This window comes from Bradyrhizobium sp. UFLA03-84, from assembly GCF_002289535.1.
GTDB lineage: Bacteria > Pseudomonadota > Alphaproteobacteria > Rhizobiales > Xanthobacteraceae > Bradyrhizobium > Bradyrhizobium viridifuturi.
The window spans coordinates 208,380-221,022 of sequence record NZ_NSJY01000019.1 but is presented as its reverse complement, the minus strand read 5'-3'; the positions used below and the strand labels follow the sequence as shown (position 1 = coordinate 221,022).

Annotated in this window: 11 protein-coding genes; 8 read left to right on the top strand and 3 right to left on the bottom strand. The window is 66.9% G+C overall.

The window, feature by feature from the left end; translation table 11 throughout:
* Positions 1-55: 55 nt before the first annotated feature.
* Genes CK489_RS38665 through CK489_RS38655 form a run of 3 tightly spaced genes read right to left on the bottom strand, consistent with a single transcriptional unit; the run spans position 56 to position 3,241 of the window.
* Positions 56-1,084: a class II aldolase/adducin family protein gene (locus tag CK489_RS38665; RefSeq protein ID WP_095736001.1), complete on the bottom strand. Its 1,029-nt coding sequence runs from the start codon at positions 1,082-1,084 to the stop codon at positions 56-58.
* Positions 1,085-1,094: 10 nt separating this feature from the next.
* A complete protein-coding gene (locus CK489_RS38660) occupies positions 1,095-1,964 on the bottom strand; it encodes a TIGR01459 family HAD-type hydrolase (protein WP_050626678.1) in 870 nt (289 codons plus the stop codon).
* Positions 1,961-3,241, bottom strand: a complete 1,281-nt coding sequence (locus CK489_RS38655) for an FGGY-family carbohydrate kinase (protein ID WP_095736000.1) — start codon at positions 3,239-3,241, stop codon at positions 1,961-1,963. Before CK489_RS38655 ends, CK489_RS38660 begins: the two co-directional genes overlap by 4 nt.
* A 134-nt stretch (positions 3,242-3,375) precedes the next feature.
* Between CK489_RS38655 and CK489_RS38650 the strand changes: the two genes are divergently transcribed.
* From CK489_RS38650 to CK489_RS38615, 8 genes are all read left to right on the top strand, one after another.
* On the top strand, positions 3,376-4,392 hold the full coding sequence (locus CK489_RS38650; protein ID WP_050626679.1) for a sugar-binding transcriptional regulator: 1,017 nt from the start codon (positions 3,376-3,378) through the stop codon (positions 4,390-4,392).
* A 29-nt stretch (positions 4,393-4,421) separates the two neighbouring features.
* On the top strand, positions 4,422-5,861 hold the full coding sequence (locus tag CK489_RS38645; protein ID WP_095735999.1) for an extracellular solute-binding protein: 1,440 nt from the start codon (positions 4,422-4,424) through the stop codon (positions 5,859-5,861).
* A gap of 117 nt (positions 5,862-5,978) precedes the next feature.
* Complete coding sequence (locus CK489_RS38640) at positions 5,979-6,908, top strand: carbohydrate ABC transporter permease (protein ID WP_198961129.1); 930 nt, start codon at positions 5,979-5,981, stop codon at positions 6,906-6,908.
* A 14-nt stretch (positions 6,909-6,922) separates the two neighbouring features.
* A complete protein-coding gene (locus CK489_RS38635) occupies positions 6,923-7,780 on the top strand; it encodes a carbohydrate ABC transporter permease (RefSeq protein WP_050626764.1) in 858 nt (285 codons plus the stop codon).
* Positions 7,781-7,784: 4 nt separating this feature from the next.
* Positions 7,785-8,882, top strand: a complete 1,098-nt coding sequence (locus CK489_RS38630) for an ABC transporter ATP-binding protein (RefSeq protein WP_095735997.1) — start codon at positions 7,785-7,787, stop codon at positions 8,880-8,882.
* 12 nt (positions 8,883-8,894) lie between these two features.
* A complete protein-coding gene (locus tag CK489_RS38625; RefSeq protein ID WP_502694172.1) occupies positions 8,895-10,010 on the top strand; it encodes an ABC transporter ATP-binding protein in 1,116 nt (371 codons plus the stop codon).
* A 2-nt stretch (positions 10,011-10,012) separates the two neighbouring features.
* Positions 10,013-11,593: an FGGY-family carbohydrate kinase gene (locus CK489_RS38620; RefSeq protein WP_095735996.1), complete on the top strand. Its 1,581-nt coding sequence runs from the start codon at positions 10,013-10,015 to the stop codon at positions 11,591-11,593.
* Complete coding sequence (locus tag CK489_RS38615; RefSeq protein ID WP_095736079.1) at positions 11,586-12,629, top strand: 2-hydroxyacid dehydrogenase; 1,044 nt, start codon at positions 11,586-11,588, stop codon at positions 12,627-12,629. The genes CK489_RS38620 and CK489_RS38615 overlap by 8 nt, the downstream gene beginning before the upstream one ends.
* The last annotated feature ends 14 nt before the right edge of the window (positions 12,630-12,643 follow it).

Below are 12,643 nucleotides of genomic sequence, written 5' to 3'. Positions count from 1 at the left end.
AATCACGCGCCTGGTTGCAGCGACGTCAGCTGGACCGAAGACGCCGGTCGGCGGATCAGCGATCGGCGGTCAGTTGCCGGCGATATCGCTCGGCGTCCCAGTTGAGCAGCGCGTGCTCATTCTCTGATGTCAGATAGTTGACCCGTGCAGTCAGGGGCAGCCGGCTGGTAACCAGCGCGAGACAGCTCAACATGGCTTCGGCACCATCGCTCGCGTCCTCGCGGATGAGGCTGCCGACATCCGGGACGAGAAGCGCAACCGGCGGCGGCAGGCCGTTCGCGATGGTCTGCGCGGTCATGACGTTCGGGCTCTCGTGATGCTCCAGGATCGGCAGTCCCGGGCCAAGGAAGACGACGTGATCGGGATACAGCGAACCGCTGGTCGCGATCGCGCGGCTGTAGCGGTCGGTGGCAATGTCGTGGGCGCGCGGATCGCGCGGCAGCCGATAGCTTGTGCCGGCGCCGACCGTTCGGAGCGCGTCATGATCCGCAACGGGCGCGCGACGCTGCTCCAGTTCGAGGCGGCTTTCGACATCGGCGACCAGGGCTTCCGCCGCGTCGCAGCCGGCAGCGCCGACCACCAGGCCATGATTGCCGAGGATCAGGACGTCGACCGCATCCTGTGCGATCGCCTCGCCGACCGCGCGGGCCAGCGGCAGCCCCGGGTGGTGATAGTCGAGGTAACGCCAGGCCAGGCCGTCCAGGCGCCGGGCAAATTCGTCGCGGGCATCGGTGCGCACCCCCCACGCTATGGTGTTGACGGAATGGACGTGCAGCACGATCCGGTGCGGCATCAGCGCATGCAGCGAGGTCTCGATCGAGGCGCGCAGCGTGGTTCCGGCGTCCTTCGCGAGCGGCACGCGTTCGTCGCCTTGCGTCAGCGCCGCGCGCGCGGCCGACAAGGCGACCGGCACGAAGATCTCCTTGTCCTCGGCATCGGCGAGCCAGGTGCCGGACGCCTTGACCCACAGCACGTCGCCGTCCTTGACCGACGAATTGCCGCCGGCGCCTTGCACCAGCAGGATATTCCGGCCGACGCGTGCCGACATGCGACGCAGTTCGTTCAGGCTCTGAGGCGGTCGCATCGAACTATTCTCACCAGGTCAAATGGTCCATCGTCCAATGTGGAACCCGCGCCGCTGCGCCGGCTGCGGCCCTGATCGCCTGCGGCAGATCGCGCGCCTGCGCAAGCGCGGCGCGGTGGGCGCCGGAGCCGATCAGCAGGGTCAGCATGCCTGCCGTGCGGCCTCCGGCGATATCGTGATCGAGGGAGTCGCCGATGACGAGGATTCGTTCCGGCGCAGGACGTCCCAATTGATCGCGCGCGGCGGTAAACATCGGTGGATGCGGCTTGCCGACGAACAGCACGGTGCCGCCGAGCGATTGATAGAAGGCGGCAAGGGCGCCCGGTGCAGGGATCAGTCCTGCGACGCCGAACATCACGAGGTCGGGATTGGCGCACAGCATCGGCAATTGCCGTGCGGCGGCTACCGTCAGCAGCCTGCGCCAGCGTTCAGGCTCGGCCGTGTCATCGTCAAGGCCGCCGAGCAGGATGAAATCGGCCTCGTACACGGTCGAAGCGAGCGTGAGGCCGGTGTCGTCGACGATCGAGCGGTCACCGTCGCGCGAGATCAGAAAGCAGGTGCGTCCGAGTTCGGCGAAGGGCGCCTGGTCGCGCGCATGCAGGCCGTGCCAGGTGACCTCACCCGACGACAGCACGCCATCATAAGCCTCCGGCGGCAGGCCGAGCGCGGCAAGGCGCCGCTGGTTGCTGCCGGCGCGCTTGCCGGAATTGGAGAGGATCAGGACGTGCTTGCCGGCCGCGCGCAGCCGCGCCACGCAATCCAGCGCCGCGGGGAACACCGCCATGCCCTCGTGCAGGGTGCCCCACTGGTCGAGCAGCACATGATCGAAGCGGTCGGCGATGACATGAAGGCCGGCGATCGCGGTCGCATCGGCCTTCACGGCGGACCTCCGTTCAGCGCGAGCAGCGCGGCCCCGTAGCTTGCTTCGGTCTGTTCGGCGACCGAGACCGGCACACCGAGCACGCGGTGCCGGATCCTGGTCCATGCGTCGTTCTTCGCGCCGCCGCCGATGCCGATGACGCGGCGCAGATGCGGTGCGCCGAGCCGTGCCAATTGGCGGTAGGCGAGGGCTTCGACCGAGGCGATGCCTTCGAGCAGGCCCTGGAAGAAGCGGCAATCTTCCGCCGGACGCGGCGTAATCCGCGCGGCCAGCGCGGGATCGGCGATCGGGAAGCGTTCGCCGGGTTTCGGCAGCGGATAGTAGTCGAGCCCGGTCGGTGCATCCGGCATCATCTGCGGCGTCAGCCGCTCCATCTCGTCGGCGGTGAAATGCAGCAGCAGCGCGGCGCCGCCGGAGTTCGAGGCGCCGCCGGCGAGCCAGCGCTCGCCGAGCCGGTGCGAATAGACGCCCTGGTCGGCCGCGAAGATCGGTTGGGTCGCAAGCTGCTTCACCACCAGCGTGGTGCCTAGCGAGGTTACGGCATCGCCCGGCTGGTCGGCCCGCGTCGCGATGAAGGCCGCAACGCCATCGGTGGTGCCGGCCGCGACGTGGGTTGTGGCGGGCAGCCCGAGCGAACGCGCGATCTGCGGATCCAGTTCGGAGAATGGCGTTCCCGGCACCAGCACTTCGGGAAGCAGATCGTCGCGCACGCCGAGCGCTTCAAGCCAGGACGGCCAGGCGCGCACGACCGGATCGTAGCCGAGTTTCAGCGCGTTGTTCTCGTCGCTGATGCCGTGATGGTTCGCGAGCCGGCCGGCGATCCAGTCCGCCTGGTGCACCGCGTGGCGCGCATCGCCGACATAGCCGTCATTCTGGAGATACAGCAGCTTGGCGAGCGCGCTGCTCGCGCCATGCGCGCCGCTCTCGCGCGGCGCGATCGCCGCCACCCGCGCCGCCTCACGGGTGGCGCGCGCATCATTGTACATCAGCCCGGGCGAGCAGGGCCGGCCGGCCGCATCGACCAGCAGCAGCGTGCCCGACGTGCCGTCGACGACGATGCGCGTGACGTCGCCTAGAGCGACGGTCTCGCCGAGCTTGCGGATCGCAGCCGTCGCGGCCTGCCACCAGAGCTCCGGGTTCTGGTCGATGGCGTTGCCGTCGACGCGTGGCGGAGGCAGCGCGATCGAAGCGAAGCCGCGGATGCCGGCCTGCGGATCGATCGCACAGGCGCGGACGCCGCCGGTTCCGACATCGATGCCGAGATACAAGCCTCCCATCCGACCTCACCGCTCTCTCGTGCCCGCGCTTCGAGGTTGGTTGCGCTGCAGCACGTTTGGGGGATTGACGCCCCGTTCGGCCTTTGCAATTTTTTGCAGGGCGTGAAGAAATTTGCAAGCGGACTTTTCCGGACATGGCCACACCGCCCGACAGGCTGCCGACGATCGACGGCGAGGCGTCGCTTGCGACCCGCGCGGCGTGGTTGTATTTCGCGGCCGGGCTGACCCAGTCGGAGGTCGCCGACCGCCTCAACATCCAGAGCACCAAGGCGCACCGCCTGATCGCGCGCGCCAGCCGCGAGGGCATGATCCGCGTCTTCGTCGAGGGGCCGGTCGCCGAATGCGTGGCGCTGGAGAACGATCTGACGCAGCGCTTCGGCCTTTCGTTCTGCCGCGTCGCGCCCGATCTCGGCGAGACTGACCTGCCGCTTAAGGCGCTGGCGCTGGAAGGCGCGAGCTTCCTGCGCCAGATCCTGGAGCGCGGCGACGACAAGGTGATCGGCGTCGGCCATGGCCGCACGCTCGCCGCCGTGGTCGAGCAGATGCCGCAGACGCCGGCGCGCGACGCGCAATTCGTCTCGTTGCTCGGCGGGCTGACGCGGAAATTTGCCGCCAATCCGTTCGACGTGATTCATCGTCTCGCCGAGCGCACCGGCGCGGAAGCCTATCTGTTGCCGGTGCCGGTGTTCGCCAATTCGGTCGCCGATCGCGCCGTGCTGATGCAGCAATTCGGCATCGCCGACGTGTTCGCGCTGGCGCGCAAGGCTTCGCTGCTGTTCGTCGGCATCGGCCAAGTCAGCCATGACGGCTTTCTGGTGTCGAGCGGCATGATCAAGCCCGACGAAGTCGCCGAGCTGAAGCGCGTCGGCGCCTGCGCCGATCTGCTCGGCCATTTCTTCAGCGCCGACGGAGCGGTGCTGGACACCGATCTCTCGGCGCGCGCCACCTCCATGAGCATGGCCGATCTCAGGGAGCACCGCATCGTCGCCATCGCCGGCGGACCGGCCAAGGTGACCGCGCTGCGCGGGGTGCTGCGCAGCGGCGTCCTGCACGGCCTCATCATCGACGAAGCGACTGCAAAAGCGCTCGCAACAGACAAGCCGGAGACCACATCCGGCAAGACAAGAAGCAAGACCCGGAAGGACACATAAAACAAAGCGTCAACAAGGAGAGGAAATACATGTTCGATCGCGAGAAGAATCTGTTCGACTCCTACGCTGCCAAACGCATCAGCCGCCGCGATCTCCTCGACGGCGCCGCCAAGCTCGGCATCGCGGGCCTTGCCGCCAACGCCGCCTTCGCCTCCTCGATGTCGAAGGCGATGGCCGCGGACTTCAACTGGAAGGCCCAGAGCGGCAAGAGCGTCAAGCTGCTGCTCAACAAGCACCCCTATGTCGACGCGATGATCGGCGACATCGAGGCGTTCAAGACGCTGACCGGCATGAACGTCACCTACGACATCTTCCCGGAGGACGTCTATTTCGACAAGGTGACGGCGGCGCTGTCGTCGAAGTCGGACCAGTACGACGCCTTCATGACCGGCGCCTACATGACCTGGACTTATGGTCCGGCGGGCTGGATCGAGGACCTCAACACCTACATCAAGGATCCCGCCAAGACCAATCCGGCGTTCGCCTGGGACGACGTGCTGCCGGGCTTGCGCGCCTCCACTGCGTGGGACGGCGTCGCCGGATCCGAGCTCGGCTCCGGCAAGGCCAAGCAGTGGTGCATCCCGTGGGGCTATGAGCTCAACAACATCACCTACAACCGCAACGTCTTCGACAAGGTCGGGGTCAAGCCGCCGAAGAACCTCGACGAGATGCTGGAGGTTGCGGCCAAGATCACCAAGGACGCCGGCGGGCCCTACGGCGTCGGCGTGCGCGGCTCGCGCTCCTGGGCGACCATCCATCCGGGCTTCCTGTCGGCCTATTCGAACTTCGGCCAGAAGGACTTCGTGATGGAGGGCGGCAAGCTGAAGGCCGCGATGAACACCAAGGCCTCCAAGGAATTCCACGACAAATGGGTCAAGATGATCCAGACCTCGGGGCCGAAGAACTGGTCGACCTACACCTGGTACCAGGTCGGCACCGATCTCGGCGCCGGCGCCTCCGGCATGATCTTCGACGCCGACATCCTCGGCTACTTCATGAACGGCGGCGACAACAAGGAAAAGGGGCATCTCGGCTACGCGCCGTTCGCCGCCAATCCGGCCGCCAAGGCGCCGACCCCGAACGTCTGGATCTGGTCGCTCGCGATGTCGACCTTCTCCAAGCAGAAGGACGCCGCATGGCTGTTCATGCAATGGGCGGCATCCGTCGAGCATGACCTGTTCGGCGCGCGCAAGATGGATTTCGTCAATCCGGTGCGTACCTCGGTGTGGAAGGACAGCGAGTTCCGCGACCGCATCGCGAAGTCCTATCCCGGCTATCTCGAGCAGCACGACATGTCGTCGCCCGGCGCCAAGATCTACTTCACGGCGCAGCCGCTGTTCTTCGATCTGACGACGGAATGGGCCGCTTCGCTGCAGAAGATGGTGGCGAAGGAGGTCAGCGTCGACGAAGGGCTCGACAAGCTCGCCGACAGCATCAACCGCCAGCTCAAGCAGGCCGGTCTCGGCTGACGGGTCAACTGTGCGGTGCTCGATCCCCCGCACCGCACCCATCCGCCGGCTCGGAGCCTTGTCCCATCCGAGCCGGCGGCGTTTGCCAGCCGAACGCGATCTCTTATCATCATGAGCATGGTCCAACTTCTCCAGACGAACGCGCAGGCAGCGCCGCCCAAACCAAGGCCGCGCGTGCGCCTCTTGCCCTATCTGCTGAGCCTGCCGGCGCTGCTCGTCTGCGTGGCGATCCTGGTTCCGTTCGTGACTGCGGCGGTCTATTCGCTGCAGCGCTACCGGCTGAACCTGCCTTATCTGCGCGGCTTCATCGGCGCCGGAAACTACATCGACTTCCTGTCCGATCCGGCGTTCTGGAATACGTTCCGCATCTCGATCACCTACACGGCAGTGACGGTCGTGCTCGAGCTCCTGCTCGGCCTCGGCATCGCGCTGCTGCTGCGGCGGCCGACCCGGTTCCACAATGCGGTGTCGATCATGCTGCTGCTGCCGCTGATGACGGCGCCGGCGATTGCTGCGCTGATGTGGAAGCTGATGACCAATCCGAGCTTCGGCATCCTGTCCTACCTGGTCGGCCTGTTCGGCGTCACCGACTTCAAATGGGCCTCCGATCCGTCGAGCGCGCTGTTCACGGTGGTGCTGGTCGACGTCTGGGTCTACACGCCCTTCATCATGATCCTGCTGCTGGCGGGCCTGCGCTCGCTGCCGCGGCAGCCGTTCGAAGCCGCGGCGCTCGACGGCGTGCCGGCGAGCTTCGTGTTCTTCCGCATCACGCTGCCGATGCTCGCGCCCTACATCATCACGGCGTCGCTGTTCCGGCTGCTCGATTCGATCCAGCAGTTCGACATCATCTATGCGATGACGCAGGGCGGGCCGGGCGACCGGCTGATGGTGTTCCAGGTGCAGGCCTATCTGGAATTCTTCCAGTACACCAATGTCGGCAGGTCGGCGGCGCTGTTGATGATCCTCTGGCTGATCACCAACATCCTGTCGAACATCTTCATCAAGAACTGGCTGCGGTTGCGCGAGCGTGCGCACGGCCACGCGTGACGGGGAGCGGCGCGATGGAACATTCCAGCCTTGCCGGTCGCATCTTCCGCGGCGTGGCGCTCACGCTGATCCTGATCTTCTTCATGTTCCCGATCGTCTGGATCTTCCTGATGTCGTTCCAGACCAACGAGCAGATCTTGCGGATTCCGCCGCGGATCCTGTTCGAGCCGACGCTTGCGAATTACGAGGCGCTGATCTCCGGCCAGCTGCGCACCGCGGCCGGCAATCTGCAGATCTCCTTCATGCGTAATCTGTTCAACAGCGTCGTGCTGTCGAGCGCGGCGGTGGTGCTGGCGCTGCTGCTCGGTGTGCCGGCGGCCTACGCCTTTGCGCGCTTCAAGTTCCGCCTCGGTGAGAGCATCGCCTTCACGCTGCTGTCGTTCCGCTTCGCGCCGCCGCTGCTCGTGCTGCTGCCGCTGTCGCTGTACTACCAGGAGCTCGGCCTCAACGACACTTACTTCGGCATCGTCTGGGTCTATCAGCTGATCGCGCTGCCGCTGATCCTGTGGATCGTGCGCGGCTATTTCGAGGATATCAGCCCCGATATCGAGCATGCCTACCGGCTGGCCGGGCATTCTTGGCGCGAGGCCTTCACCCGGATCGCGGTGCCGCTGGCAGGGCCGGGCATTGCCGCGGCGGGGCTGCTGTCCTTCATCTTCTGCTGGAACAATTTCGTCTTCGCGCTGATCCTGGCCTCCGCCGACAAGCAGCCGGTGACGGTCGGTGCGCTGGCCTTCGTCACTGCGTCCGGAATCCAGTATGGCCAGATCGCGGCAGCGATCGTGCTGTCGGTGACGCCGACCCTGTTGCTCGCGCTCTATGCGCAGCGCTATCTGGTCGAAGGTCTCTCGCTCGGCGCGGTGAAAGGCTGATCCGATGGCGCGTCTCGAAATCAATGCGGTGAGCAAGGCATTCGGTGCGGCGCGGCCCGCCGACGGATTGTCGCTCGCGGTCGAGCCCGGCGAGATCGTTGCGGTGTTCGGTCCGTCCGGCAGCGGCAAGACCGTATTGTTGCGCATGATCGCGGGCATGTTCGAGCCCGACGACGGTGACATCACGATCGGCGGCCGCTCGGTGGTCGGCGCGCCGCCGGAGCGGCGCGGCATCGGCATGGCGTTCCAGAATTTCGCCCTGTTCCCGCACATGACCGCCCGCGACAATATCGCAAGTGGCCTGCGTGCCGGCGGCAACGAAGTTGCCGGCCGTGTTGCCGCGATCAGCAAGCTGCTCAAGATCGAGCATGTGCTCGGCCACGCGCCGCGCGAATTATCGAACGGGCAGAAGCAGCGGACGGCGCTGGCGCGGGCGCTGATCGGCAATCCGGATGTGCTGTTGCTGGACGATCCCCTGCGCAACGTCGACGCCAAGCTGCGCTACGAGATGCGGCTCGAGCTGCCGAACCTGCTGCGGCGCGGCACAGCCGCCGTGCTCTACGTGACCCAGGACTATCGCGAGGCGATGGCGATCGCCGACCGCATCGCGGTCCTGATCGACGGCCGGCTCGCGCAGGTCGCAACGCCTGCCGATATCTATGCCCAACCCGCGTCGGTGGCGATCGCGCGGCTGTTCGGCGACCCGACCATCAACCTCGCCGAGGTTTCGCCGGTCGCGGAGCATGGCATGCTGTCGGCGGATGTCGCCGGCGCCAGGATGCGGCTCGGGGCCGCCGATGGCGCAGCGCCTGCTGGCCCATGCTGGCTCGGCGTCCGGCCGGAGGATATCGCGATCTCGTCGGCGTCTGCGGACGACGCCATCCCGGCGCGCATCCTTGCGATCACGCCGATGCACGAGAAGGCGGTGCTGCTGCTCCGTCTTGCCGACGGAACAGAGTGGCTGGCGGCGCTGCCGCCGGATGCGCCGCACGGCGCGGCTGATGATAACGTGTTCGTTCGTTTCGTACCCGATGCAGCGATGCTGTTCGATCGCGCATCCGGGCTCCGGATCGGGGCGTCGCATCGGCTCAAGGCGGCATAGGAGCGGATGGTCATGGACATGCTCGAGCTTCGAGGCATCGACAAGGTCTACCGCAGCCGCGGCAAGCCGCCGGTGCACGCGGTGCGCGCGCTCGACATGGCGGTCGAGAAGGGCGAGATCGTCGCGCTGTTGGGATCGTCGGGCTGCGGCAAGACCTCGACCTTGCGGATGATCGCGGGGTTCGAGGACGTCTCGGCCGGATCGATCGCGCTGGGCGGGCGGCGGATCCACGAGCTGCCGCCGGCGCGCCGCAAGGTCGCGATGGCCTTCGAGGGCTACTCGCTCTATCCGCCGCTCACGGTCCGCGAAAATATCGCCTTCGCGCTGAAATCCGCCCAGCTGTCGCGCAGTGAGGTTACGCGCCGGGTCGATGAGATCGCTCGCCTGGTCGAGATCGAGGACATCCTCGACAAATATCCGCGCGCGATCTCCGGCGGGCAGCAGCAGCGCGTGTCGCTGGCCCGGGCGCTGGTGCGCGATGCCGATCTCTATCTGCTCGATGAACCGATGGGACAGCTCGAACCGCAGCTGCGCGCGGTGCTGCGCGGCCGGATCAAGAGCCTGCTCGCCGAGCGCGGTATGACCGCGATCTTCGTTACCCACGACCAGACCGAAGCCAGTGCGCTCGCCGATCGCATCGCGGTGATGGAAGGCGGCGTGCTGCAGCAATTCGCCAGCGAGAAGGAGCTGAAGGGCCGGCCGGCCAATCTGTTCGTCGCGAGTTTCATCGGCGAGCCGCCGATGAACCTGCTCGACGCTGCCGTCACACCGTCGGATGGCGGCTTCCGCCTGTCGGTCGGAACCGACATGGCTTTCGACATCAGCGGCGCCGGGCTTGACGGTGCGGCGGCGAAAACGCTGGCCGGCACGCAGCAGGTGCGGATCGGGATTCGTCCGCAGAAGATCGCGGTCGGTGCCGCTGGCTTCAAGATGAAAGTCATCTCCAACCAGTGGCTTGGCGATCAATCGCATGTCGCCGGTGATTGCGGCGGCCGCATGCTGATCGCGGTCACGCCTGGCCGCGTCGCCGCGCGGCCGGGCGATATCGTGCCGTTTGCGCTGGAGCCGCGTCACCTGCACATCTTTGACGGCGATGGGACCTGCATCCGCCATGCGGAGATGTCCTGACCATGGCCGCTTCCGCACGCCGCGACGTCATCATCGGCATTGATGCCGGTACCTCGCTGATCAAGGCGGTGGCGTTCACGCTGGCCGGCGAGCAGCTTGCCGACGTCGCGCGGCCGAATGCGTATAGCAGCCTGGCCTGCGGCCATGTCGAGCAGGACATGGCGCGGACCTGGAGCGATACGGTCGCGGTCATTCGCGCGCTTGCGAACACGGTGCCCGATTTGCCCGCACGGATTGCTGCGATCGCGGTGACCGGGCAGGGCGACGGCACCTGGCTGATCGATGACGACGGTCGGCCGGTTGCGCCGGCGCTGCTGTGGCTGGACTCGCGCGCCGGGCGGCTGGTCGAGGAGATCCGCGCAAGCGAGCGCAACGCGCCGCTCTACCGCCGCACCGGCTCCGGGCTCAATGCGTGCCAGCAGGGGCCGCAGCTGGCGTGGCTGCAGGCGCATAGGCCCGACACAATCGCCAACGCGACGACGGCCTTCCATTGCAAGGACTGGCTCTATTTCCTGCTCACCGGCGAGCGCGCAACCGATCCGTCGGAAGCCACGTTCTCCTGCGGCGAATTCCGCAAGCGCGGCTTCGATGCGGAGACCGCGCGGCTGATCGGTATCGCCGAGCTGACGCACCTGTTCCCGCCGGTTGTTGACGGTGCGGTCATGACGCATCCGCTCACCTCGGCGGCGGCCATGGAGATCGGCCTGCCGGAAGGCGTGCCGGTCTGCCTCGGCTATGTCGACGTGATCTGCAACGCGCTCGGGGCCGGGCTGTACGACCCATCGCCCGATGTCGGCTGCACCATCATCGGCTCGACCGGCATGCATATGCGGCTGGTGTCGAGCGCAGACGCGGTGACGCTGAACCGGGAGGCAACCGGCTACACCATGCCGTTCCCGGTACCGGGTCACTATGCCCAGATGCAGTCCAACATGGCGGCGACGCTGAACATCGACTGGATGCTCGACCTTGCCTGCGACTTGCTGGCGGCGGAAGGCGTGACGCGCACGCGTGCCGAGCTGATCCGGCGGCTCGACGATCAGGTGCTGCGGGCCAGGCCCGGCGAGGTGCTGTTCCATCCGTTCATTTCAGATGCCGGCGAGCGCGGGCCGTTCGTCGCGCATGAGGCCAGCGCACAATTCTTCGGCCTGCGCTCGCGCCACCGCTATGGCGATCTGATGCGCGGCGTGATGGAGGGCCTCGCCTTCGCCGCGCGGGATTGCTACGCCGCGATGGGATCGCTGCCGCGCGATGTCAGGATCACCGGCGGTGCCGCGAAGAGCCGTGCGCTGGGCGCCATTCTCGGGGCCGCGCTGGATTGCGAGGTCCGCATCTGCAGCCGTGCCGAGGCCGGCGCCGCAGGCGCGGCGATGATCGCCGCGGTCGCGATCGATGCCCATCCCGACATGCGCGCCTGCGCCGAGCAGTGGGTCACGCCACATCTGAGCGCGCCGCAATCGCCTGACGCGGCGCTGGCGAAGCGCTACGCCAGCATCTTCCCGACCTATCTCGATGCAAGGCTGGCGTCGCGGCCGGTCTGGAAGCAACTCGCCGCGCTGCGCGCCGGAGGCGACCATGTCTAACTCCATCGCCATCGTCGGCGATCGTTTCATGCTGCCGTCGGTGTTCGCCGAGCACATCCGTATTGCTTGCGGCAACGGCGTCGAAATCCGCACCCTCGAGCAGCCCTGGCCGGACGAGCCGATGGAGCACGGCTACGCCGGCTCGAAGCTCGATGGCCTGAAGGAATTCATGGGGCAGCCGGACGAGATCATCGAGTTTATCGGCGGTGCCGAGCTTCTGGTCACTCACCTCGCGCCGATCTCGCGATCGATGCTGGAGCGGCTGCCGACGCTGAAGTTCATCGCGGTGTCGCGGGGCGGCCCTGTCAACATCGACATGCAGGCGGCGCGCGACCACAACGTGCTGGTGGTCAACACGCCGGGCCGCAATGCGAGCGCGGTGGCGGAATTCACCATCGGCGCCATTCTGGCGGAGACACGCCTGATCCGCAGCGGCCATGAGGCGCTGCGCGGCGGCGGCGAATGGCGCGGCGATCTCTATCGCGCCGACCGCACCGGGCGGGAGCTCGGCGAGATGACGGTCGGCATCGTCGGCTATGGCGCGATCGGCAGCCGCGTGGTTAAGCTGCTGAAGGCGTTCGGCTGCAGGATCCTGGTCACCGATCCCTATGTCCAGCTCAGCGCCGAGGACCGCAATGACGGCGTCGAGCATGTCGCGCTTGGTGAACTGCTCGGCCGCGCCGACGTCATTACCCTGCACCCGCGGGTGACGCCGGAGACAACCGGCTTCATCGGGCGCGAGGCGCTGGCGCGAATCAAGCCGGGTGCGTACCTGATCAACACCGCGCGCGGTCCGCTGGTCGACTACGACGCGCTGCATGATGCACTGGCATCGGGACATCTCGGCGGCGCCATGCTCGACACTTTCGCGGTCGAGCCGGTCCCGGCGGACTGGCCGCTCTTGCGACTTCCCAATGTCACGCTGACGCCGCACATCGCCGGCGCCTCCGTGCGTACCGTCACCGTGGCTGCCGAGCAGGCGGCCGAAGAGGTTCGCCGCTTCCTAGCCGGCGAGCCGCCACGCAATCCGTGCTGAAGAAGCTATCCGTG